Origin of the sequence: Serratia sp. PF-27, from assembly GCF_030053255.1 — a bacterium.
GTDB classification, from domain to species: domain Bacteria; phylum Pseudomonadota; class Gammaproteobacteria; order Enterobacterales; family Enterobacteriaceae; genus Serratia; species Serratia bockelmannii.
Map to the genome: position 1 here is coordinate 76148 of NZ_JASGBT010000018.1, position 23526 is coordinate 99673.

20 protein-coding genes are annotated in these 23526 nt (G+C 62.2%); 6 read left to right on the forward strand and 14 right to left on the reverse strand.

The genetic code is table 11. The features are described 5' to 3' along the window. Positions 1-5: 5 nt before the first annotated feature. The 3 genes from QMZ29_RS10830 to QMZ29_RS10840 are packed head-to-tail and all read right to left on the reverse strand — an operon-like array spanning position 6 to position 6387. Positions 6-2207: a virulence factor SrfC family protein gene (locus tag QMZ29_RS10830; protein WP_197829874.1), complete on the reverse strand. Its 2202-nt coding sequence runs from the start codon at positions 2205-2207 to the stop codon at positions 6-8. Further along, positions 2204-5149, reverse strand: a complete 2946-nt coding sequence (locus QMZ29_RS10835) for a virulence factor SrfB (RefSeq protein ID WP_197829885.1) — start codon at positions 5147-5149, stop codon at positions 2204-2206. The genes QMZ29_RS10830 and QMZ29_RS10835 overlap by 4 nt, the downstream gene beginning before the upstream one ends. Next, on the reverse strand, positions 5149-6387 hold the full coding sequence (locus QMZ29_RS10840; protein WP_049294964.1) for an SrfA family protein: 1239 nt from the start codon (positions 6385-6387) through the stop codon (positions 5149-5151). The genes QMZ29_RS10835 and QMZ29_RS10840 overlap by 1 nt, the downstream gene beginning before the upstream one ends. Before the next feature lie 297 nt (positions 6388-6684). Here QMZ29_RS10840 and QMZ29_RS10845 point away from each other — a divergent pair, with 297 nt between their 5' ends. Then, entirely contained in the window at positions 6685-7599 is a 915-nt protein-coding gene (locus QMZ29_RS10845; protein ID WP_261127988.1) for a DMT family transporter, read from the forward strand. On the opposite strand, the gene pdxR is transcribed toward QMZ29_RS10845, so the two are convergent. From pdxR to QMZ29_RS10890, 9 genes are all read right to left on the reverse strand, one after another. Then, positions 7596-9089 carry a MocR-like pyridoxine biosynthesis transcription factor PdxR gene (pdxR, locus tag QMZ29_RS10850; RefSeq protein WP_147823707.1) on the reverse strand — a complete coding sequence of 498 codons (1494 nt, stop codon included), beginning with the start codon at positions 9087-9089 and terminating at the stop codon, positions 7596-7598. The genes QMZ29_RS10845 and pdxR overlap by 4 nt on opposite strands. Positions 9090-9168: 79 nt before the next feature. Further along, positions 9169-9792 (reverse strand): helix-turn-helix transcriptional regulator, encoded by a 624-nt coding sequence (locus QMZ29_RS10855; protein WP_043139025.1) that lies wholly within the window; start codon positions 9790-9792, stop codon positions 9169-9171. Positions 9793-9901: 109 nt separating this feature from the next. Then, positions 9902-10438: a fimbrial protein gene (locus tag QMZ29_RS10860; RefSeq protein ID WP_025304591.1), complete on the reverse strand. Its 537-nt coding sequence runs from the start codon at positions 10436-10438 to the stop codon at positions 9902-9904. Positions 10439-10456: 18 nt separating this feature from the next. Further along, positions 10457-11461 (reverse strand): fimbrial protein, encoded by a 1005-nt coding sequence (locus QMZ29_RS10865; RefSeq protein WP_049205605.1) that lies wholly within the window; start codon positions 11459-11461, stop codon positions 10457-10459. A 14-nt stretch (positions 11462-11475) separates the two neighbouring features. Continuing rightward, positions 11476-12087, reverse strand: coding sequence for a fimbrial protein (locus tag QMZ29_RS10870; RefSeq protein ID WP_261427279.1), 612 nt, complete (start codon positions 12085-12087; stop codon positions 11476-11478). Between the two features lie 11 nt (positions 12088-12098). Further along, positions 12099-12845: a fimbrial biogenesis chaperone gene (locus tag QMZ29_RS10875; protein ID WP_261127990.1), complete on the reverse strand. Its 747-nt coding sequence runs from the start codon at positions 12843-12845 to the stop codon at positions 12099-12101. A gap of 24 nt (positions 12846-12869) precedes the next feature. Further along, positions 12870-15371, reverse strand: coding sequence for a fimbria/pilus outer membrane usher protein (locus tag QMZ29_RS10880; RefSeq protein WP_392396800.1), 2502 nt, complete (start codon positions 15369-15371; stop codon positions 12870-12872). Between the two features lie 71 nt (positions 15372-15442). Next, a complete protein-coding gene (locus tag QMZ29_RS10885; RefSeq protein WP_025304586.1) occupies positions 15443-15994 on the reverse strand; it encodes a fimbrial protein in 552 nt (183 codons plus the stop codon). A 91-nt stretch (positions 15995-16085) separates the two neighbouring features. After that, positions 16086-16616 (reverse strand): fimbrial protein, encoded by a 531-nt coding sequence (locus QMZ29_RS10890; protein WP_015379342.1) that lies wholly within the window; start codon positions 16614-16616, stop codon positions 16086-16088. A gap of 795 nt (positions 16617-17411) precedes the next feature. On the opposite strand from QMZ29_RS10890, the gene QMZ29_RS10895 reads away from it, so the two are divergent. The 5 genes from QMZ29_RS10895 to fetB all read left to right on the forward strand — a co-directional run bounded on the left by QMZ29_RS10895 (position 17412) and on the right by fetB (position 20882). Then, entirely contained in the window at positions 17412-17786 is a 375-nt protein-coding gene (locus QMZ29_RS10895; protein WP_373275267.1) for a YuaE family lipoprotein, read from the forward strand. Positions 17787-17815: 29 nt separating this feature from the next. After that, positions 17816-18919 (forward strand): FKBP-type peptidyl-prolyl cis-trans isomerase N-terminal domain-containing protein, encoded by a 1104-nt coding sequence (locus QMZ29_RS10900; protein WP_261427276.1) that lies wholly within the window; start codon positions 17816-17818, stop codon positions 18917-18919. A 37-nt stretch (positions 18920-18956) separates the two neighbouring features. After that, positions 18957-19244, forward strand: a complete 288-nt coding sequence (locus QMZ29_RS10905) for a FaeA/PapI family transcriptional regulator (protein WP_004930885.1) — start codon at positions 18957-18959, stop codon at positions 19242-19244. A 191-nt stretch (positions 19245-19435) separates the two neighbouring features. Continuing rightward, positions 19436-20122, forward strand: coding sequence for an iron efflux ABC transporter ATP-binding subunit FetA (fetA, locus tag QMZ29_RS10910; protein ID WP_060435162.1), 687 nt, complete (start codon positions 19436-19438; stop codon positions 20120-20122). Next, positions 20109-20882 carry an iron efflux ABC transporter permease subunit FetB gene (fetB, locus tag QMZ29_RS10915; protein WP_025304582.1) on the forward strand — a complete coding sequence of 258 codons (774 nt, stop codon included), beginning with the start codon at positions 20109-20111 and terminating at the stop codon, positions 20880-20882. Before fetA ends, fetB begins: the two co-directional genes overlap by 14 nt. A 35-nt stretch (positions 20883-20917) precedes the next feature. On the opposite strand, the gene QMZ29_RS10920 is transcribed toward fetB, so the two are convergent. Both QMZ29_RS10920 and QMZ29_RS10925 read right to left on the reverse strand, forming a co-directional pair. Next, positions 20918-21754: a TIM barrel protein gene (locus QMZ29_RS10920; protein ID WP_261427272.1), complete on the reverse strand. Its 837-nt coding sequence runs from the start codon at positions 21752-21754 to the stop codon at positions 20918-20920. Between the two features lie 31 nt (positions 21755-21785). Then, positions 21786-23228 carry a sugar porter family MFS transporter gene (locus QMZ29_RS10925; protein WP_197769818.1) on the reverse strand — a complete coding sequence of 481 codons (1443 nt, stop codon included), beginning with the start codon at positions 23226-23228 and terminating at the stop codon, positions 21786-21788. Positions 23229-23526: the final 298 nt, after the last annotated feature.

Genomic DNA, 23526 nt, shown 5'->3' on the forward strand with positions numbered 1-23526 from the left:
GCCCGCTACGGCACAGCGCGCAGGGTGGCGACGATCGCCGCCAGGTCGGCGCGCTGCTCGTCTGCCAGCGCGGGCTGCGCCTGCGCGGCATTCTCCGCCAGCAGGGTTTGCAGGCCGATCAGCCAGTCATAGATATAAAACGCGGTATTCTTGGTCGGCGTCGGCGCCAGCCGGGTTAGCCGCTGCTGGCCGCTCCAATCCACCGCCGGCTGCGGCGGCGGGGTAAAGATCGGCTGGCCGGGATTGACGCGGCTTTCGGGGCGCGTTGCCACATCGCGCCGCGGGAAGCCGAGCCAGGCGACGAAGTCGCCCAGTAGCGCCAGCGCCTGACTGATCTGCCGATCTTCACCCTGTTTCGGCAGGCCCCCGGCGCACAGTGCACGCTCCAGTTCGTCGTCGAGCTGCAGGCGGCAGGCGGCGCCGATCAGCGCATCGACCAGCAATTCCAGGTGTGGTTTCTCGACGCCGAGCAGATCCAGCAACCGGCGGCTGTCCGGCAGCGCACGCAGATGATTGACCCAGTCTGCGAAGATCCGTGCGGCAAAAGGCGATGCGGGCTGCTCGCCGGGCGCCGCAGGGTCTTGCTCGCCGAACAGATCGATATCCAGCCCGAACGGTGAAGGCGCCATCGTCGGGGGTGGTGCGCTGTGCTGCTGTTGCTGATAAAGCTGGCGCAGCGTATCGCGCTGGGGTAGCAACCGCTCCAGCAGTTCGCCGTGGCGGCCGGCCTGTGCCTGCAGTGCGCGCAGCAGCTGTTGCGCGCGTTGCTGCGTCGCGTGCGGATCGGCGGCGGTGAGCCAGTTGCCGAGCAGGCTTTCCGTCAGCTCGCGCTGCAATTCCTCACGCTGTTCGAGCAGGCGCGCTTGCTTGTGGGCCGGACGCGCCTGAGCGGCCAGGTAGTTCACCATGCGGCGACAGTCCTGTTCATCCAGCGCCAGCAGCGTGGCCCAGCTGTCGCCGGGCTCGCCGACCTGACGCTGGACGGCGTCGTCGGGCCGCGCTTTGCCTTCCTGACGCGAGTCGAACGGCGTGATTGCCCAGATTAAACCGGGCTTGCGGCGTTGGCGCAGCGCCGGGGTTTCCCCCTGGGTGTGGTTGACCCAATCGCCGAGCGCCTGGCCGATGCGCGCGGCGTCCTGCGGCGTGGCGGCGGCATCGGTCACCAGCAGCAGGCTGGCGTGCAGGCCGTCGGCGCAACGGGCCAGTAAATGGGCGCGCTTCGCCTGCTGCAGACGCTGCGCCGGCTCCGCCTGCGGACAGCTGCGGCTGCCGGGCAGGTCGATCAGCGCCACGTCGGCGGGCAAGCCTGCCTGCGCCGTTTGCGGCAGCAGGGTGGTCACTTCTGCGGTCAGCCAGGCCAGATCGCTCAGTGCGATTTCCCGTTCATCGCCGTTTTCGGTCATGACGGCGATCGTGGCGTTTTCCGGTGCGGCGCTTGCGGTCAGCAGCGCCAACGCGTGGCGCGGGGCATGAACCTGTCGGCTGCCGTCGAGCGCCTGCAACGCGTGCGCCAGCTGGCGATAACGCGCCGTCAACGTCGCCTCCTCTCCCCACAGCGGTGCAAACAGGCGCGCGCGATCGTCGATGCTCAGCTGCGGCGCCAGCGCCACGGCCTGCGGCCAGAAGTGCCTGTCGAGCGTGGGTTGCTCTTTGCCGCCGTGGCGGCGTTGATTGTCCCACAGCGCCAGCACGGCGTTGCCGTCGAGGCCATCGAGGCCATCGAGGGCGACGGCTTGGCGGTGGCGCGCCAACGCTTGCAAATGGCCGGCGATGGCGCGGGCGTCCCAGTCCGGGCGAAAGCCGCGCATCGCGGCGGCGTCGATCGTGATGGCCAACCACTGCGCTTCGTTGAGCAGCGCGAGGGCGATCGGATAATCGGCGGGCCCCGTTTCGGCCGCCGTGCAGTAGCGCACCGCGAGCGACAGGTCCGCGTTGAAGCGTTTGGCGCCAGGCGCCAGCGCCGCCAGCAGATGGGTCTTGGCGGCGGCATTGTGGCCATACAAACCGATGGCGACCTGCGCAGGCCGGGTGTTTTCCAACTGGACGGCGCGGTTATGGCAACCGCGCAGACGCAGCGTCAGGCGATCGGCTTCCCGCTCCAGGCGGGCGGATTGTCGGCGTGTGGCGTCCACCCAGTCGATCGCCTGCACAATGCCGGCGCTGAGCGCGTTATTCGGAGCCGCTGGGGCAAAGGTGTGCGTTTTCATCGTGGGTAAATGCTCCCGCTGTCTATCCAGTAGTGGGTCGCACCGGAGGCGCTGGCAGCCAGGGTATTGAGTTTCAGTTGCAGGTGGTGAGCCGGGACGGGGCTGCCGTCGGCCAGCACCGCCTGGGCGATCTTGACGCTTTCGGCGCCCTGCTCGGCGCTGGCGATGATGGCCAGACGCAGGCCGATCACCGCGTCGCCGGCCAGTTTGCGCGCCAACTGGGCGTCATTGATGGTCAGCGTATAGAGCGGCGAGGCTGGCCAGCGTTCGTTGTCCAGCTGGCGGAAGCCCAGACGCAGCGGGCCGCGCAGCTGGAAGCTGCCGGCGGGATCGAGCGCGAAATCGGCGCGATCCAGATCGATATCGCGGTAATAGACGTTATCGTCCGCCAACATGTTGTTGCCGTCCAGCATGCCCAGATAGCGAATGGTGGAGTAGGGCTGGAAATCGCCGACGTTGAAGTAAAAGCTCTCCAGCCGCAGATCGATCGCCAGCAGGCACAGCATGGCGCCCACTGCGGCGGTGGATTTCGGGTTGTCGATGCGGCCGCGTTTGTTGAACGGGTACCAGCTGCGGGTGTGGTAGCCCTCAAGCGGCAGAATGCGGCTGGCGGGCAGCGGCTGCAGATGGCGCAGCAGCGCCTGCACGCCGGGGAAACGCGCCGGGCGGCCGGTCAGCAGCAGCACATCGCAGGTATACAGCGCCACCACCTCGGCCAGCAGGCGCAGGCAGCGGCCGATGCCGATGCGATCGGACAAGAAGGCGGCGTGCAGATCGGCCAGGCGGATCACCAGCGGGGTGTGCAGAATGTCGAAGGCGTCGCTGTCGGCTTCGCGCTGCACTTCGCCGTTGATAAATGCCAGCACCTGCGGCGTTGGCGGCTGCGGCAGCAGATCGCCGAGGTTGGCGGCGATTTCCGCTCGGCTGTCCAGCGGATCGTATTCTTCATAGGCGCCGAGCAGCGCGCGCCCGGCGGGCATGAAGATCTGCAGCGCGGCCTGCTGACGCAGGGTGGAAAGCCCGTCCATGCGCCCTTCGTTGCCGAACAGTTTGTCCATCAGCGCCGCGGCGGCGTTCACGCCGGCGGCCTCGCACGCCTGTTGCACGGCGGGTAGAACAAATTGCTGGATGATATCCAGCAGGATGTCGTCGCCGGCGACCTTAAAACCTTCGCGGAACAGCAGGCGCGGGTTGATTTTGATGTTGTTGCCCACGCCGTCGTCGAGCGAGTAGTGCGTGATCGCCAGATCGGTGGTGCCGCCGCCGATGTCGATGGAGGCGATGCGCAGCGTTTTCCCGGCCTGTTCACCCGGCGCCAGCGGCCGATCGGGCCGCGCCATGGCGGCGAAGAAGGCGTCGGTGCGGCCGGCGAAGTTCACCTGGGTTTCGTTGTACAGATAGACCATTTGGCCGCAGGTCGCTTCATCCCACTCGATCTGCACCTGCGGTGCCGGGAAGCGGGTGTGCGTGCCGTCAAATGGCGCATCCTGCGGGTGCCAACCGAGGGCTTTCCATACCAGCCCAATCGCTTCCTGCATGCGGCGACGGAAGATCTCGCGCTCCGGCTTCGGCATCGCCGAAGGCAGCGTCAGGATGATGGCGCGTAAACGGCGCGGCGCGGCAGCGTTCGGCATGCGGCTGCGTTGGGCGATGCTGTTGATCTGCATCAGCGCCTGCGCCAACAGCTCGCTCAACATCAGGCTCATCACCGCGCTGCGGCTGTAATGGGCGGCGAACACCGGCAGCCGTTCGGCCGTCGGCAGGGCGGACAGCGGCACGCCCTCATCGTTGATCAGGGTGGTCAACGGCGCGGCGGCGGCCATCGGCTCGTGCCGCTCGTTGAAGCGCCAGCCGGGCGCATAGCGCTCCTCGTCCCACAGATAACGCCGTGGGCTGGAGATGCCGGTGGTGCCTTCATGCCCTTCGCGTCGCTGCGCCAATTGCGCGGCTTCATGGCCGACGCGGGTGATGGACGGCCATTGGAAGGCATCGTCGCGTCCGCTCTGGAAGGACAGATGCGGCTTGCCGAACGCGGCCCGAGAAAACTCCACCCGGCTCTCGAACAGTTCGTTGTAGACCTGATGCGGTTCGGAAAGCGAGCGCAGCTGCAGCTCATAGGTTTGCTTCAGGCCGTTGCTCTCTTCCGGATGGTCCTCGACCAGCACGCCGCAGGTGTGAGAATTGCCGACGTCCAGCACCAGATCGACGTCGATCGCCGGTTGTTGCAGCGTCGCCGCCACCATTTTTATCTGCGGCACCGTCAGCTGATGGCCGAGCATGTGCAACAGGTTGAGGTAGTGCGCCTGATACTCGAAGGTTTTCAGCCCGGCGTTGATCTCCGCCTCGGCGCGCTGTTCCCGCTCGGCGGCGCGCTGGCTGAACGCCTCGCGCAGCCAGCCGTCCACCCAGGTCAGATCGAGGAACTCGCCCAGCTCGTGGTTGCGGTGCGCCAGCGTGAAGTTCAGCCCGGTGCCGAGATCGCTTTCGCCCGGCGCCAATGCTTCCTGACCGGGCGCGGCGGCGCGGGTGTCGAAGGCCAGCACCACGCGCAGCAGGTTACCGTCCTGATCCGGCTCATCCAACTGCACCACCTGCAGACGTGCCCAGTTATCCGGGCCCGATAAAAACATTCCCGAGGTGGTGTAGCGCAGGAACGGCAACGGCAGCCAGAGCTTATCCAGCAGGCGCAGCGACTGCTGCAGCGGGTAGCTGAACTCCGGCCGCACCACTTCGGCGGCCTGGTCGCCCACGGCCGGCAACTGGTATTTGCCGCTCTCGGCTTCCCATTGCAGGCGCAGCAGCGGGCCGCTGGCGGTCTTGCGTACGAATTTGCCGGGAAACTCGGCGTCCAGCCGCGGCGTCAGGGCAAAGTCCAGAAACTGAATGCCGCTGTCCTGAATCAGCGTAACGCCGTGTTTGTAGTCAGTAAGGGGGGCCAGCATCATTTACTCTCGCGCTTGAACGTCATGGGATAGGTGGTGTCCGCATCGTAGCGGCCGGTGCACTCCGCCGCGCCGGTCTCGCCTTGGCGGCAGACGATTTCCGGGATCTGATAGCGACTGCCGTCGCTGCAGCGCGCCTTGGTGCGGCTGTTGATCACCAGATTGCCGGACTGCATCAGGCCGGCTTCGACCGCCGCCCGGCAGGTGACGCCGTCGCCGTAGGCGATGATGGCGCTGCCTTTGCCCGCGTTCAGGCGGTATTGCAGGCTGGGGCGCTTGCCGGTGATCGGATCTTTCAGCGCCACCGTGGCGCGCCATTTGCCGTTAAGGAAACGGGTGGAGCCAGCCTTCACTGCCTCGGGTGGCAGCACCAGCGCATTTTTGTCCAGCGGTTGCGGGATGGTCGGCGCCGGGGGCGGCGGCATCAGCGTGGCGTGCGCCAGCGGCAAGCGCAGCTTAGGCAATGGCGCGGCGGTTTTTTCCGGTGGTGCCGGAGGGTGCACCTCAGCCGGCATCGCCGGTTGCGGCGGCGGTGAGCGGTGCAGCCAGGCGGCCAGCGCCGCACTGCCTAACAGCAGTACCGGTAACAGCCATAGCGCGTGGCGCCGACGCGGGCGCACGACGGCAGGGGATTCGACGGGGGCCGCCGGAGCGAGCACCGGTTCAGGCTCGGCGGCCGGTGTTGGTTTTGCCGGTTCAACAACGGCTGGCTTGCGTGGTGCGGCGGCGATCGGCGCCGGTTTTTCCACTTCCGATTCGAGCGGGCGCAGGCAGGCTAACGGATCGTCCGGGCTCTGCGCCTGCGGTTTGATAAAGCCCCAAAAGGTCAGCACCGGTCGGTCGTCTACCAGGTAGACGTGGTTGGGATCGGGAATATGCATCGCTTTGGCCAGCAGCGCGCCGAACAGGCGGTGGCTGGGATGATCGGTCGCCCGGGTCTGTTCCGTCAGGCTGCGGAAGGTCGCCAGACAGTGTTCCAGGTGGCGCACCGCCTGCGCGCGCTGGGCGTCGCTTGCCGCCAGCCAGGAAGTCACCTTGCCTGGAAAGGGCGCATACCAGTCGATGCGGGTGCCGCTTTCGTTCGGCTGGGGGATCGCCAGACAGTCGGCGGCCTGTGGCTGCCGGCGAAGACGCAGGGTTTCCCGCAGCTGCTGCGCGCAGGCGTAGATCGGTTGCCCGTTCTCGCCTAAAGCGAGCACATCATCCAAACTGCCACTGCGTAAGAAGGGTTTCACCACGGCACCGCACCTTGTCCTGTTCTGCAAAAACGCATAAAAGTCCATGATACCCCGCAGGCGGCGGCGCCAAACGGCCAAGGACAGCCCGAAAAACGCCCTTCTTCGGCGTTAGCGATGCGCTTTGGCAACCGGCACAGTGAAAATCTCGCTATCTGGACCTGTCCGTGAGCCGCTTTATCTGAAAAATAGAACGCAACCCCGGCAAGCGACGCCGGGGAATGCTGTTCTCTTTCACTATGACCTCGCCTCGCGGGTTGCCGATTTCGGTATGCCTCAGGCGTGCGGAGCGTTCGCATCATGGACAGTCAGTCTGAAAAAACTCTCGTTGTTACCCCCGCTCATCCCGTTGTCGGACATTCCGCTCAGGGCTGGATGAACGGCTTCCTCGGCATGATTATCTTCAGCGGCTCGCTGCCCGCCACGCGGGTGGCGGTGCTGGAGCTCGATCCGCTGTTTCTGACGGCAGTCAGGGCGGCGATCGCCGCCTTGCTGGCCCTGTGCGCGTTGCTGATCACCCGCCAGGCGCGGCCGACGCGGGCCGATTTGCCGCCGCTGCTGTTTGTGGCGCTCGGCGTGGTCATCGGCTTCCCGCTGCTGACGGCGCTGGCGCTGCAGCACACCACCTCGGCGCATTCGCTGGTGTATATCGGCCTGCTGCCGCTGGCGACCGCCGGTTTTGGCGTCTTGCGCGGCGGAGAGCGGCCCAAGCCCGCTTTTTGGGCCTTTTCCGGTATCGGGGCCGCGCTGGTGGGGGCGTTCGCGCTGAGCCAGGAAAGCGGCGGTGCCTGGCAGGGGGATGCGCTGATGATCGGCGCGGTGCTGCTGTGCGGTCTGGGTTATGCCGAAGGGGCGGTGCTGTCGCGCCGGATCGGTGGCTGGCAGGTGATCTCCTGGGCGCTGGTGGTCGCCTTGCCGTTGACGCTGGTGGCGGCGTGGTGGGCGGCGCCGGCCACTTGGCCTGCCATCAGCGGTGCCGCCTGGCTGTCGCTGGTGTACGTCTCGGTGTTCAGCATGTGGATTGGGTTTATCTTCTGGTATCGCGGCCTGGCGCAGGGCGGCATCGCCGCCGTCGGGCAGCTGCAGCTGCTGCAGCCGTTCTTCGGCCTGATGCTGGCGGCCTGGCTGCTGCAGGAAACCGTTCAGCCGATGATGATCGCCGTGATGGCCGGCGTGGTGGTTTGCGTGTTCGGCGCCAAGCGTTTTTCCCGCTAGGCGCCGCTGCCGGCGCAGGCCAGGATCACTTCGCCGAGCCGTTTCACCGCCTGCTGTACCTGGCGATCATGGTAACCGCCCAATCCCAGCACCAGACCCGGCTCACCGTGGCCGGGCGCATACATCGGCGACACCGCCCGCAGCGCCAACCCGGCTTCGTTGGCGCACTGGGCGACCCGCACGTCATCGAGATCTTTCCTCAGCCACAGCACCATGTGCATGCCCTGATCGCAGGGCTGCACTACCGCCAAATCGGCGGGGATATGCGTGTTGATCGCCTCGATCAGCACCCGGCGTTTCTCAGCGTAGACGCCGCGCATTTTGCGGATATGCCGGTCGAGATACCCTTCGGCGATAAAGGCGGCCAGTACGTGTTGATCCGCGCTGGGCGGGTGACGATCCATCAGGATCCGGGCGCCGCAAAAGGCGTCGACCAGCGGCGGCGGCACGATGGCGTAACCCAGCCGCAGCGAAGGGAACAGCACCTTGCTGAAGGTGCCGAGATAAAGCGTCCGCTCGGGCGCCAACCCTTGTAGCGAGGGGAACGGGTGGCCGGCGTAGCGCATCTCGCTGTCGTAATCGTCTTCCACGATCCAGGCCTGCCGCTCTTTGGCCCAGGCCAGCAGGGCGCTTCTTTTCGCCATGCTCATCGGCATGCCCAGCGGGTATTGATGCGACGGCGTGACAAAGGCGGCTCGGGCGTCGGCGGCCAGGCGCACGCCGGCGGCGACGTCGATGCCGTCGTTAGCGACGGGTACCCTGATCATGTGCCGATCGCGAAACAGGCTGTTAAAAAGGGCGGTGATGCCGGCGTAGGCGGGGTCCTCGACCCAGGCGCTGTCGCCGGCGTCCAGCAGGATCTGCGCGGCCAAATAGAGCCCTTGTTGCGTGCCGGCGGTGATGAGGATTTGTTGCGGCGTGCAGTTGACCGAGCGGGAACGGCGCACATAGTCGCAGATGGCTTCGCGCAGCGGCAACGCGCCCAGAGGATCGCCGTAGCCCGACGGGGCGCCGGGGCCGCGCGCCCGGATGCGGTTGCCGAGCCGCCGCCAGACATCGTCGGGCGCGGTATCGCCGATCGGCACCGAGACGGTGAACGGCACCGGCGGCAGCGCCCGCGCCTGGGCGGCGAAGCGCGCCAGATGCTGCGCCTGTGAAGAAAGCGGAACCGCTACCGCCGAACTCGCCTGCGCGTTGGCGTGCGGCGTGCGGCGCGGCGCCTGATAGTGGGCAACCCGGGTGCCGGAACCGGGCTGCGGTTCGAGAAAACCTTCCGCCGTCAGCTGAGCAAAGGCCTCCATTACCGTGCCGCGCGCCAGATTCAGCGCCGCCGACAGCCGGCGTGTCGAAGGCAGCAGATCGCCCGCTTTCAGATCGCCCCGATGGATGGCCTGGCGCAGGGCCTGCGCCAGCTGGTGGCTAAGCTGCCCCGCCTGGCGATCGAGCTCGCCGAGGGCGGGGACGTCAACGACTTGGGCTGTTCTGGGCATGTATTCCGGCTCGCTTTGCAGTACAAAAATGAATATTCAGAGTAAACCACTCTGATATCACTCGCGAGCCTGTTGTCGCTCAGCTTAGCCCCCGCTGATTCAGCAGCACCTTATTCAACTCGCTGTTTTTACGCACGTTAAGCTTGCGCATCGCCGAACGCTTATGGGCGCTGATGGTTTTCTGGCTGCGCTGCAGCAGGCCGGCGATGCTGCAGGCGGACATGCCGCTGCTCATCAAACCCAGCACCTTTTTTTCGCAGTGGCTGAGCGCGGCGATGCGGCAGGCCTGGCATTTCCACAGGCCGGCGGCGTGCAGCGCCACCCACGGATGCTGGATGAACTTTTCCAGCGCCATCTGCAGCTTGAGACGGATGGCATAGGCCGAATCGCGCCGATGGATGCTGAACAGCGGCGGCAGGTTTTTCACCTGTTGCTGGGTCGTGTCGTCGAGGATCAGCAGGGTCAGCTGCCGCTGGCGCGGGATGCCGTAGGCGCTCTGGTAGCAGCAGGCGCAACCCCAGCGCTCTTCCGGCGTGCGAAACACGATTTCGATGTTATCCAACGCCTGCAGCGCCAGCGGCGAGAACTGCGGGTACAGACGCTGGCATTCGTTCAGGGAGTGCAGATAGTCCTGCAGCAGCAGACGCAGCCCCTGCTGGTAGAAGTTATCGCTGTCGAACAGCGTGAAGCGAATATCTGGCATGGGTGGCTCCTTAAAAGGGCCGTGGCACCGCGCCGGAGCGAACGGTGACGGCCCATTGCCGGCGTTCGCGCGCCGGTCGTTTTCCTGATTTCCCTGGGGTGGTGCGGGCTTATTGGTACGCCAGCACAAAATTGGCGACGGACGTGAATTCGCCTTCGGTAATGCTTTGGTTCTGGATCGCGCTCGGCTGCCCCTGCACATAGGCGGTGAAGTTCAGGCTGTTGGGGCCGTTTTGCAGCGCGACGGCACTGGTGGCCTTATTCAGGTCGATGTCCGCTCCCTGATGATCGAACAGGGCGATGGCGGCGCCGTTCGCGCCGTTGTTGATCGCCAGCTTGCCCGGCAGCTCTCCGTCTTCGGTGCCGCTGAAGGTCACGCTGACGGATTTGAACACCGTGGTCTTGCAGTCGGTCAGCTTGATGCTGAACGGCACCGGCGTGGTGTGGCCGTAGCGGTACAGGGTTTTGACGATCACCGTGCCCATCTCCACCAGTTGATCGGCGGACTGCGGTTCGATATTGCACGGGCGGCTCACCACTGTGCCGTGGAACTGCACCGGCGCGCCGATAAGCTCGGTGTTCGCCGCCGCCGGTATGGCAACCCACCAGGGCGCGCAGCTCAGCAGCGCTAAAGCGCGTAGACGCATTTTCCGTTCCTCCCTCGGTTACTGGAATGCCGCCACGATGGTGGCCGATGCGTTGAATTCCCCTTCGCCGATCTCTGCGCCGCCGTTGGCGAACGGCGCCGCCACCAGGTTCCAGGAGCCGCCGTTGCCGATGTTCGGCACCGGGTAAAACTCATTCGGGATAACCAACTGGCCGTTGTGCGTCAGCCGGATGCCGAGATCGTTCTTGTCGGTTTTGAACACCTCGTTGCTGAAGGAAGCCGCCGTGCCCGACACCGCCAGCTTGATGTTCAGCGTGCCGTCCTCGAAGCTGCCGCCCTCGCACTGGAAGCGCACCGGAATGCTCTGCGGATAATTCGAACCGTTGAGATCGCTGCCGCCGATCTCGCCGAACTCGACGTTGATCAGCTGGCCTTCGTTCACCACGCATTTATCCGGTACATAGAGGATCGCGGACTGGATAAACACCTGCGCCATCGGATTGGGGCCGAAACCGCCGTCGGTCGAGCCGAGGCGGCCGTACATCTCGATGATCTGCCGATCGTTAATCTCGACGCCGTTAATGATTTTTTTGCGCACCCGGAAGGTGATCTTGCCTTTGGAACCGCTGCCGTAGTTGTTGACCTGTAAGTACGGCGGCTGGCAACGGTGTTGGCTCAGCAAATTCGATTCGTTGTAAAAAGGCACGGTGACGTAGGCGTTCTTGTTGCCGGCGATCCACACCTCGGCTTTTAAATCCAAAAAGTCATTCAGTTTTAAATAGCCGTTGCCGTAGTCGGAGGGGGGCAACGCCGAATCCGACTTGTAAAAGTGTGGGCTGGTGGGAATAGGGGTATCGCAATACACCTTGCCGGTATAGGTGCCGCCCAGATCATAGGGAAACAGTTTGGTGAACCCCACCTGGTTGGTGATGTTGCTTTCATTCAGATCGATATAGAACTGTTTGGGGCCGCCGTCCGGCGTGACGTAGCCGTTGGCCCAGGCGGCGGGGGCCGCCAGCGCGATCGCCAGCGGCAGGCAGAATTTGGTCAGTTGAGTTTTCATCGCGTTCTCGAACCTCACAGGTAAATCACCTGAATGTGCGCCACGGCGGCGAACCCGGCGGCCATCACCGCCCGCTGGGTGGATTCCACGCTGGCGCTGAACCACAGGGTGTTGCTGCCGGGCTGCAGAATGTAAGGGCGGCTGCGCTGATTCAGCTCCAGCACCTGGCCCTGCTGGTCTTGCAGCCGCAGGCCGATGCCCTGTACGCCGCCGTTCAGCTTCAGCAACGACGGGTTGTCGACGTCGCTTTCGCCAATAAATACCAGCGTGGCGGCCTGCTCACCCTGCAGGTAGAGGCGGCCGGCGTCGCCGTTGCGTGGGCCGGCCGGGTTATCCGCCAGCGCGCGCGCGCCCAGCAGGCAGTTGCGGAACGAGAGGCGAAAACGTACCGGCGTGCTGCGATCGCCGGCGTTGCGGAAGTCGCGTGCGCTGACGTCGCCCAGATCGACGGACTGATCCCGGCTGTCCGGCGTCAGGCTGCAGGGGGAGCTGAGCAGGCCGCCGTGAAAGCTGACGGTGCCGGTGGTGCCTTCGATCACGCCCAGCGGCGTTGCCGCCATCGTGCTGCCGCCGCACAGCAGTGCGCCGAGCAGCAGCGGGCGCAGTCGATCGGTGAATTCAGCCATGCTGGACCTCCTTATTTTTTCTCGGGCACGGCGGTGCAAACGCCGCCATTGCAGACGAAGCGCAGCTCCGGATGGCCGCCGTAGTCGTTGATGTAGGTGATGACGAAGCTGTTCATGCTGGTATCGTGCAGCTTGAGGCTTTCGCTGGATTTCGGCTTCAGCATCAGCGGCTGAAAACCGCCGATCGCGCCGCCGCCCTGTTTTTGCGTCTGCCGCGTCATGCCGGTCAGGGTGATGTAAAACGGCGTCGGGTTATCGACGGAGATAGCGCCGCCGCTTTTACGGAACACCAGCTTTTCCTGCCACACCTGGCCCTTGGGCGCGACGATGGCCTTCGGCCGGTAGAACAGCTTGATCTGCGTTTGCAGCGCCAGCTGCATCACGTTGGTTTTGGTGCTTTTCGGCGGAATTTCGCGCAGGTTGAAGTAGAACACCGACTCGCGATCCTGCGGCAGGCGATCCGCCTCCGGCGTCTTGGTGATGCGTACCACGCTGCGCTCGCTTGGCTCCACGCGCTGCAACGGCGGCAGCACCACCAGCGGCGAGGTGATTTTCTGGTGCTGCTCGTTCTCCAGCCAGGACTGCGCCAGGAAGGGCAGCTCTTTGTTTTCATTGACGATATTCAGGCTGATCGATTTGGCGTCGCTCACATAGACGGCGCGCGTGCGATCCAGCGATATCGCCGCGTCGGCGGTAGGCAGTACGGCGCTCAGGGCCAGGCCGGCGGCGGTCAGTAGCGTTATCGGGTGTGTGTTCATGTCATTATTTCTCAGCGTTACGGATTACAGGGTGGCGCACGGCAGCAACAGCTGGTCCAGCGGCTTGGCGGCGCCCGGGATCACGATGCGGCAGCGGCGTTGGCCTTCCCAGGCGACGTCCAGTTTTTCCTCCGGCTGCACGCCGGTCAGGTAGACCGAGCCGCCGTCGTTGACCACTGCGACCTCGCGGCCTTTCTCGCTCAGCACCGCGGCGCCGAACGGCGGTTCGCTGCCGTCCGCGAGGCGAATGGTGGCCAGCAGCTTGCTGCCTTTCACCACCTCGAAGTGGCGGTAGCCGATGGCGCCTTCGGTCAGCGTGCCTTGCACCACTGCGCGGGTGGCCTCGACGTCGTCCGCCAGCTTGTTGACGTCGATGCGGGTGTCGGTGTTGTAGTAGCTGGTGATGTCGGAAATCACCGCCAGCCCGAAACGGTTGCTGTAGGCGCGGCCGTTGTTGATCGGCACGCCGGCGATGCCGTCGGTGTCGAGCATCATGCGGCTGCCGCCGTTGCTCGAGTTCTGGTGCGCCGCGATGCCGTGCCGGGTCGCAGTGAGGCCGCCGCGGAACGAGCCGCCGATCGACGAGTAGCTGTCCTGCTGGTAAGAGGCGCTGGCGTTCAGTGAGCCAAACGAGGCGTTGTGGGTGTAGTACCCGCGCGCCAGCGATTTGCCGGACTGATTAAAGCCGCCGCTGACCTGCCAGGTATTGTCCGGATCGCTGTAGTCGTTGTACGACGCGGTCTGCGTGACATCGCCGTTGTTGGTTTGCAGCGCATAACCGACGCGCCGACGGTCGCCGATCGGCACGGTGAAGTTGAGCATCACGCTGTCGTCGGTGCGGCCCTGGTAATAGGTGCGGTAAGCCGACAGCGAGGCGGTGATGTTGCTGATATCGCCGACGCTGAACAGCTTGCTGGCCGACAGCCCGTAACGGTCCTGGGTTCGCGCATCCCAATAGGTCTGGTGCGAGTAGGTCAGGTAGGCGGTGATCGCCTTGGCGCTGTCTTCCGCCATAAAGGTTTTGCTGGCGGTGATGGTGTACAGCTCTTTCTGGCGGCCGTTGTAATTCTTGTCGTAATCGCCGTAACGCTCCTGCAAATACTGCGACATGTTCATGAACTTGCGCTGCGAGAAGCGGTAGCCGGCGAAGGTGATCTGGCTGTTCAGCTCGTCGAAGCGTTTGGCGTAGTTGAGCTTGAACGACATACCGCTGGCGGTCGGCTCGCCGGGCAGACGGGCGATCGACTGGGTGACGTCCAGCGACATGGCGCCGAACACGTTCAGATCGCGGCCGAGGCCGAGCGCCCAGGCGTTATAGTCGCCGCCGAGCAGCGCCCCGCCATACAACGACCAGGCGTTGCTCAGCCCCCAGGAGAAGTCGCTGGCGGAAAACAGCGGGCCCTGGGTGCGGTGGTCGTAGGCCGAGGTTTTGCCGAGCGCCACGTTGTAGCGCACGTAGCCCGGGCGGGTCAGGTACGGAATGGTGGCGGTATCCACCTGGAAGGTCGAGACGGTGCCGTCCTGCTCTTCCACCTTGACGTCCAGCTTGCCGCGCACCGAGCTGTTGAGATCCTGAATGGCGAACGGCCCGGCGGGCACGGTGGTTTCGTACAGCGTGCGGCCTTCCTGCGAGACGGTGATCTTGGCGTTGCTCTTGGCGATGCCGCGCACTTCCGGCGCGTAGCCCTGCAGGTTCGGCGGCAGCATGCGCTCGTCGCTGGCCAGATTGAGGCCGGTGAAGCGATAGGCGTCGAACACCCTGGAGTCGAGATAAATCTCACCCAGCGTCAGCTTGGCGGCCTGCATCGGCAGCGCGCGGTAGGCGTAGATCTGGTTCCAGTCGAAGCCGGTGCTGCGATCGCCGGCCTGCTGATTGTAATTGGCCTGGTAGTCCGTGCGCAGGCGCCAGGGGCCCAGGTTGGCGCCCAGCGTGCCGTAGCTGCTCAGGTTCTGGGCGGTGTTGTTGTTGTGATTCTGCTTGCCTAACTGGCCGCTCAGGTTGTAGTCCAGTAGCAGACCGGGAATGCCGTCGTCCCACTGTTCGGGCGGCGTCCAGTCGGGATCGGAGTATTTCATCCACGCCTGCGGGATGGTGATCGCCAGCACGCCGCCGCCGATGCGATCGGAGAGGGTCGCGCCTTTGATGCCGCGAATGTCGGCGCACTGGTTGTCGTGCCACAGGGTGATTTTTTTGGCCGCCTCTTCTTTCAGCGCCATTTTTTCCACCAGGTCAGGCGGCAGGCACACCTGGCTGCCGCTCTTGTTATCCGGTGACGGGAAATACTGAATGCTGCGCTGAGGCAGCGTTTTCTGGTTGATCTTGATGTCCAGCAAATAAGCGCCGGGCATGACGTAGTCGGCGTCGGAGAAGCGCGAAAGGTCCACTTTGCTGCGCTCACCGATGTCCAGGACGTCGGTATTGAATTCCGTGGCGGAAAATGCCGGACGTACCCAGAGGAAAGATAGAATGACGAGGAGAGGTAGGTGTTTCCGTGTCAGTAATGACGTCATAGCATAATCACTCATGGCAAGTCCGCGCCCAATAGCAGGTCATCCGTACGACCTGAATACGTAATGCTGTGCAGCGCCCGCCGGCGCTAGAGATAAGACAGGGTGAATTTGGCCAGAGAGCTGAAGCCGCCTGCCCGCGCCTTGTCAGGATGCAGGCGCAACTGCGCGCCAAAGCGCAGCGTGTTGTCGCCGGCGACGATCTGGTAATCCGCCGTCGTGCTGCCGAGCGGGATTGGGGTGCCGGCATCGGTCAACAGCTCGATAGCCACGCCCTGCGCCTCGCCGTAAACGCCGAGCAGGGAAGGATCCCCGCTGTCGGCGGTGCCGTCGAACGTGACGTTGGCCGCGCGATAGATGAAGTCAGGTTTCACCTGACTGGCCAGCTCGCAGTTCACCAGTTTGATCGTGAAATGGCGGCGGCTGCCGATCAGCACCGATTGCCCGTCCTGCGAGGCGTCGGTCATGGAAATCAGACCGAAATCGACGGTTTGATCCAGGCTGTCGCTGGCGATGCCGCACGGCGTTTCAACGATGGTGCCGCCCAGGCTGACTTTGCCGTGGCCCTGATTTTTCGCTGCCGCCGCCGCGCTGCCGACGCTGAGCGCGATGAGCAACAGGCCGCAAAGGCGGATAGTCATGCTGGCGTCTCCCTGTCTTTCCCTGTTCCCTTGCCGGTATCCGCGGCATGCAATAAAGCGGGGGATGCCCTGAGACATCCCCTGTGGGGTATTACAGGTAAGCCAGGGTGAAGTTCGCCACGCTGGTGAAGTCGCCTGGTACCACGGCGCTTGAGGCGCTGCTGCCCTGCAGGTAAGCGGCGAATTTCAGCGAGTTGTCGCCGTCGTTCAGGCCCTGGCCGTCGGTCGCGGTGCCCAGTTCCACTTCTTTGGAGTGCAGGTTGTCGTAGATCACGATGCCGGCGCCGGTTGCCGTGCCGCTCAGGGCCAGCAGTTTGTTGTTGACCGGATCAGGCGTGCCGGTAAAGGTCACTTTGACGTTTTTCATGGTGGAGATGGAGCAATCTTTCAGTTCGATGTTGAAAGGCTGCATGCTGGATTTACCCTGGTTGGCCAGGATGCGGCTGCTGATCTGGCCCATCGGCACGGTTTGGTCAACGGATTCCGGCGCGACGCTGCATGGCGCATCGATAATTTCGCCGGTAAAGGTGACTTTACCGCTGCCCTGATTAGATGCGGCATGAGCAACAGAGGCGGAAGCGAAAGCAATCACGGTTGCCAGCATTAATTTATTCAGTTTCATTTCTCAGGTTCCTGTAGAGAGTTTTTAAATAAAAGAACAGCACATCTAAATCCCCCGCGGCGGCGGCAACGCCATGTCGCCGTCCGTGCGGTTGGAGCCAGATCCTTTTGCTCTGGGCAATACGCCGACATCCGTTATTTATGAGAAATAACGAGATTTGGAAAATCGACAATGGATTTTCTGGTAAATAAAATACGAGTTTTACGTGTGGCGTGTTGCTGGGAATATTCTTGCAAATAATAGTATTGCTTGGAAATAGATTTTATTAAATTAAGTCAAATTCAGAATATAAAACCAAAAGGAAAAAGAAACATATTTGCTTTAAAATCAATAGATCGTATACAAATATTATCCAGTATAAATCACTATATAAATAACGATATGCGAGATATTAGATCGGGGAAAATAGGGTGATACCTACAATTCACAATATTGTTTTGCTAATATCGCCCTTAGGCAGCAGATGATGCATTTCCCTTTAGAAACAAAATATAAAACATAATTCATTGTTTTTATTGTTGTTTCATGGTTTTTTGTTCACGAGAGATTGGGTTTCTTATTCGCGTTTAGTTCGCGTTTAAGCCTAATTGATTAACAATTAAATAACAATTACACCGGTAGTGAATTATCCTATCGCATTGCGGTATAGGGATTTTTCACCTTCTAACCCATTTTGATTAATCAAATTAAGGCATGTGCTGCTGCCGTTCGCCACATAATGATGACCTAAGTGACAATTAAAGGATTATAAACGGAATGATAACGATGATTAATGCTTGCAGCGGGCGCCGCTGGATGGGTTTGGCTATATTTCTGCTGTCTTTTATGGCGCTTTCTGGCTGTGCGGGCGGGAGCAAGACAAAACTGAATTCCGTGAAAAAAATCTCACAGAATAATCCTAATGATAAATCTGATGAGCAACGCATCGCACTTTGTCAGCAACGGGTTAATTCATTAAAGAATATTAATCCGCAAAGTTACCAAAAACGCATCGCCTATTTTAACGGCCTTCTTTCCAACGCCTCCGGATATGCCGGGGTACGCGGCAACGTGGATGAGAGTACCCGTAAAGCGATAGATGCTCTTTATCAATATAAAACCGAGAAATTCTGCGCCGACGTCGAGCATGAGCTGATGTCCGATCTGTCCAGCCGGGTTGAGAATCTGTAGCCATGAAGCGATGCGCGCAGGGATGGGCGATGGTTCTTTTGCTGTTAGCGGCGAGCGGGGCCGCTTGCGCCGCCGATGACGGCATTCCCGCGCTGTTGAAGTTTGCCGAACAACGGCAGGCACCACCGGCCGCGCCCAGGGAAGAAACCGTGCGTAAATCGGCGCCCGCACCGGTCACCAAACCGGCCACCAAACCGGCCGCCATCGTCGGGGCAGACAGCGTTCGTTTAACGTCGCTGAAGCAGTCTTTGCAACAACAGGCGGAGAAAATCCGTCAGTTGGAGCGGCAGTTGGCGGCGGCGAAACGGGAGCGGGTCGTCGTCGATATTCGGCCGCTGGCCGATGCCCTGAAGGGATTGCGGCAAGCCGTTGCGCCGGTGCCAGAGGTGGGCGCATTGGCCGCTTCGCTCACGCGGGCCGAACAGCGCAGCGCAAGTTTGGCGGCGCAACTGGCACAGCAGCAGCAGCGGGTAGAGACCTTGCTGGCCGAACGGCAGCAGGCGGCCAAGCCACCCGTGCTGGCCAGTGAGGCGGACAAGCTGGCATATGCCGCCGGCGTGTCGCTCGGGCGCGACATTCTGCATCTGCAGCAGGAGAACCGGCGCGCGGGGCTGGAGGCGGAGAGTCCGCTGTTGTTGGCGGGCATCGCCGATACCCTGGCCGGGCGGTTGCGGCTGGATGAGGCCGCCATCGACAGCGCGCTGCGCACGGCGCATCAGCGCTTGCAGCAGGCGCAGCAGACGCAGGCTCCGCCTCTGGACGGTAAAGACTATCTGGCCGCTTTTACCCGCCAGGAGGGCGTCAAGCAGGATGCGCTCGGTTTCTACTACCGGGTGGACTATGCCGGCAGCGGGGCGATCGGCGCCGACGATCGGGTAGATATCGTGGTGCGCGAAAGCCTGACCGACGGGCGGGTGGTCAAAGACATGGAGCTGGCGGGGACGGTGATCTCGCAGCCGTTGACGCGCTATCCGCCGCTGTTTCGCGCCGCTATCGAGAAGCTGCAGCGCCACGGCTCGATCACGCTGGTGGTGCCGCCGGCGCTGGCGTACGGCAAACAGGGCAGCCCGCCGGCGATCCCCCCGAATGCCACCATGATTTACACCCTGCGCATCGCTGACGTGCAGCCGTGAGCGGGGTGCTCAGCAGTAACCACTCAGGAGGAATGCTATGGCCAAGGCGCCGAAAACGTTTGAAAGCAGAAAATCGCTGATGCTGAATGTGTTGCAAGGGTTGTGCAGAGAGCGTGTGGAAGGATCCGGGGGCCATCATCCCCCGCCGGAACAGTGGCCGAAGACGCGCGAGCTGGCGGATAAATGCGGCGAAAATATTTATACCACCCGCACCCTGCTGCTGGCGCTGGAAAAGGAGGGCAAGGTTCACTGCACCCACCGCAGCATCAACAATTCTCTCCGTTGGTACAGCTGCGACGAACAGGCAGCGATAAAAAAAGAGTGATTCGACCTTGGTGGTCGCTTTTGACTATTCCCACAGCTAATCATTAATTAAATTTATCATTTGACGGGGCGTTTCGCTCCGTCAATCCTCCCTCTTCGTTCACTGCCATCCGCACAGCCATTGCTAAGATGTTTTTTGCGGCCATATACTTATCGCTCAGACGGGAACAGGTGTAGGGAGCCGGCATCGTAATGAAGGAAAAGAAAGACATACTGAGATTGGATGATATTCATTATCAAATAGACAGCCAGGTGATCCTGGATTCCGTCTCTTTCACGCTGGGTGAAGGTGAGTTCAAACTGATCACCGGGCCTTCCGGCTGCGGGAAAAGCACCCTGCTAAAAATCATCTCTTCCTTAATGGATCCGACCAGCGGAAAGCTCTATTTCGACGGCCAGGCGATCGACGAGATGTCGCCGGAGGCGTATCGCAAGCAGGTCTCTTACTGCTTCCAGACGCCGTCACTGTTCGGCAATACGGTTTACGACAATCTGGCGCTGCCCTACCAGATCCGTCAACAGCCGCCGGCCGAGCGAAAAATGAAGGCCGATCTGGCGCGTTTCGGCCTGCCGGAGGCGATGCTGACCAAAAGCATCAATGAACTGTCCGGCGGGGAGAAGCAGCGCGTGTCCCTGATCCGCAACCTGCAGTTTATGCCGCGGGTGCTGTTGCTCGATGAGATCACCAGCGCGTTGGACGAGGAAAATAAGCGCAACGTCAACGAAATAGTGCATCAACTGGTGGCGGAACACCGGCTGGCGGTGCTGTGGGTGACGCACGATACCGAAGAGATAGCGCATGCGGACGAGGTGATCACCCTGCGCGCGCATGGCGCCGAGCAACAGGAGCAACAGGAGCAACAGCATGAATCAGCATAACATCACCAACGAATCCTTGGGCTTGTCGATGGTGCTGGTGGTGGTCGCCATCCTGATCAGCCACCGGGAAAAACTGGCGCTGGAAAAGGACATTATCTGGAGCATCTGCCGCGCGGTGGTGCAGCTGATCATCGTCGGCTACGTGCTGAAGTATATTTTCGACCTGGATAACGCCGTTCTCACCGTGTTGATGGTGCTGTTCATCTGCTTTAACGCGGCCTACAACGCCAAGAAACGCAGCAAGTACATCGAACACGCGTTCGTGACGTCGTTTATCGCCATTACCACCGGCGCGGTGCTGACGCTGGCGGTGCTGGTATTGACCGGCTCCATCGAATTTACGCCGATGCAGGTGATCCCCATCTCCGGGATGATCGCCGGTAACGCCATGGTGGCGGTGGGGCTGTGCTACACCAACCTCGGCCAGCGTTTCAAAGGCGAGCAGCAGAAGATTCAGGAGATGCTCAGCCTGGGGGCGACGCCCAAGTTCGCGTCGGCGGCGCTGATCCGCGACAGCATCCGTGCTTCGCTGATCCCGACCGTGGACTCGGCGAAAACCGTTGGGCTGGTCAGCTTGCCGGGCATGATGTCCGGGCTGATCTTTGCCGGTATCGATCCGGTGAAAGCGATCAAATACCAGATTATGGTGACCTTCATGCTGCTTTCTACTGCCAGCCTGTCAACCATCATCGCCTGCTATTTGGCCTACCGTAAGTTTTACAACGAGCGCCACCAGCTGGTGGTCGGCAACCTGAAGTAACGCCATGAAAAACGGCCTCCGCGGAGGCCGTTTTTTTACCCTTGCAGCAGGGCGATGCTCTGGCGGATTTCCCGTTCGATATCCGCCTCGCTCCAGCTGTCCAGTTGTGAAGAGAAGGGCTCGAAGGCATAGACGCCGGTGTAGCCCAGGCGTTCGAGGTTCTGTACCTGGCGGCGGCTCTCTAGCCGATCGCCCTCGCTCAGCATAATGCGCTCTTCGTCGCTCAACGTGCCTTTATCCCGCCCGTCCTCCACGCCGGACAGATGCACCAGGCCGATCTGCGCCACCTGGATCTGCGCGTCGAAGTCGGCTTGCGTCACGCCGCTCAGATAGTGGTGGAACGTATCGAGCACGATACGGTACGGCGCGCCCGAGTCGCGGATGAGCGCCTGGGTCAGCAGCGACGATCGCAACGAGCTGATGCCGAAGCCCAACGGTTCGACGTATCCCTGTACGCCATAGCGCGCAAACAGCGGTGCCAGCAGCCGCAACGCGGCGAGGGTGTCGTCGCGTTTTTGCTGCTCGCTGCGCGTGTCGTCGGCGCTGCAGTGCGGGCACAGCACCAGCGCCCGGCTGTGGATGGCCTGCGCCTGCGCCAGCAACGCTTCGGCGCGCTGCTGCAGCGCCGCCGGGTCATCCATCAGATTGAACATGCCGAGGGCGTTGATCGTGACGATTTCCATGCCGTATTGCGCGGCGAGCGCGTTGAGCTGCGCGTCGCTCAGATCGTCGGTCACCTTGCCGCTGGGCATGTCGTTGCGCAGCTCAACTTTGCTGAGCCCGCAGCGTTTCACCAGGCGGAAAAAATGGTCCAGATTGAGATTCGGCGCGATCTTGCGGTTAATGCAGAAGCGGTCCAGCGCAATGTTCATGGGCATGACTCCAGCGGTCAGGATTGAGAGATCAGGATTTGCCGTTTTCCAGCGGCAGCGGCTTGCCGTCGGGCAGGGATTGGCGGTGGCGTTTGGCCATCACCACCTGCTCCATTTTTTCCAGTGAGACGCCTTTGGTTTCCGGAATATAGCGGCCGATAAACCAGTAGCTGAACAGACAGCAGGCGGCGAAGATCCACATCGGGAAGGCGCCGTGGAAATGCGAGAACAGGTAAGGGTGGTCGTTGATCATCGGGAACGACTGCGACACCGCGAAGTTGGCGACCCACATGCAGCCGACGGCGATGCTCATCCCCTGCGCGCGCATGCGGTTCGGGAAGATTTCCGACACCAGCACCCAGGCGCCGACGCCCCAGGACAGCGCATAGAACACCATGAAGAACAGCATGCCGAACAGCGCGAAATAGCCGGTGGCCTGCGTGTAGAGCGCGTACGAGGTGAGCAGCAGGCCGGCGATGGCGCCCAGCGTGCCGTAACGCATCAGCGGAATGCGGCCCATGCGATCCATCAGCATGGCGCCGATGACCGAACCGACCAGCTGCAGCACGCCGATCCAGATGGTCTGGAACAGCGCTTCCTGCGCGTTTTCGGTGACGGTTTTCAGCACTACGGGCGCGTAGTACATCATCACGTTGACGCCGGTGACCTGCTGTAACATGGCGATCATGCAGCCGACGAACAGGATAAACCGCACCCGCACATCGCCGTAGTTCAGCTTCCGGTGCTGCTGCTGTTGATCCTGCTGCAGCGAGTCTTTGATTTCTTTCAGCAGATTCTGCGCGTGGGCGGCGTTGGAGACCTTGGTCAACATCGCCAGCGCCTGATCGTCGCGGCCCATCATCACGTTCCAGCGCGGCGATTCAGGAATGACGAACACCAGGATGCAGAACAGAATGCAGGGGATCACGCCCGAGGCGAACATCCAGCGCCAGCCCATTTCCACCAGCCAGGCTTCGCTGGCGAGGCTGGCGATTTTGAAGTTGACGTAGAAAATCACGATCTGGCCAAAGACGATGGCGAATTGCTGCATGCTGAGCGCCCGCCCGCGCATGTCTTTCGGCGACACCTCCGACATGTACATCGGCGACACGGTGGCGGCAATGCCGACCGCCAGCCCGCCGATGATGCGGTAGATGACGAACCAGGTGAAGGTCGGGGCCAATGCGGCGCCGACGGCGGACACGGTGAACAGCAGCGCCGCCAGCATCAGCGCCTTTTTGCGGCCCCAGCGCGCCGCCAGCGGCCCGGCGGCGAAGGCGCCGACCACGCAGCCGATCACCACGTTGGAGACGGCCCAACCGGTTTCGGCCGGGCTGAGATCGAAATAGGTTTTCAACGCTTCGATCGCGCCGGAGATCACGGCGGTATCGTAGCCGAACAGAATGCCGCCCAGGGCGGCGATGCCGCAAATTCGCAATATGTAGCCGGTATTGTGCTTACGCTGATATGACATGTGTTGCTCCGATTTTTATCCTGGCTTCCGTCCGCACGGTCGGGGTGTCGGGAAGAGGGCGAGCGGAAGGGTGTGAACCGTGCCTGTCATCAAGGCGATGTCGTCGATAAATGCTGGAACAAACAAGAACATTTATTTCATAATTAGTGAATAATGGAATATTGATTTTTAGATCCAGTTCAAAAAAAACCGTCACCTCTGCGCCAGGCGCCTTGGGCGTTCGGGGGCGGACGGTAACGACGGCAGAGCAGGCTCAGTGCGGGTTTTCTGTAGCAAAGTCAGTGTGTATTAGCTCTGT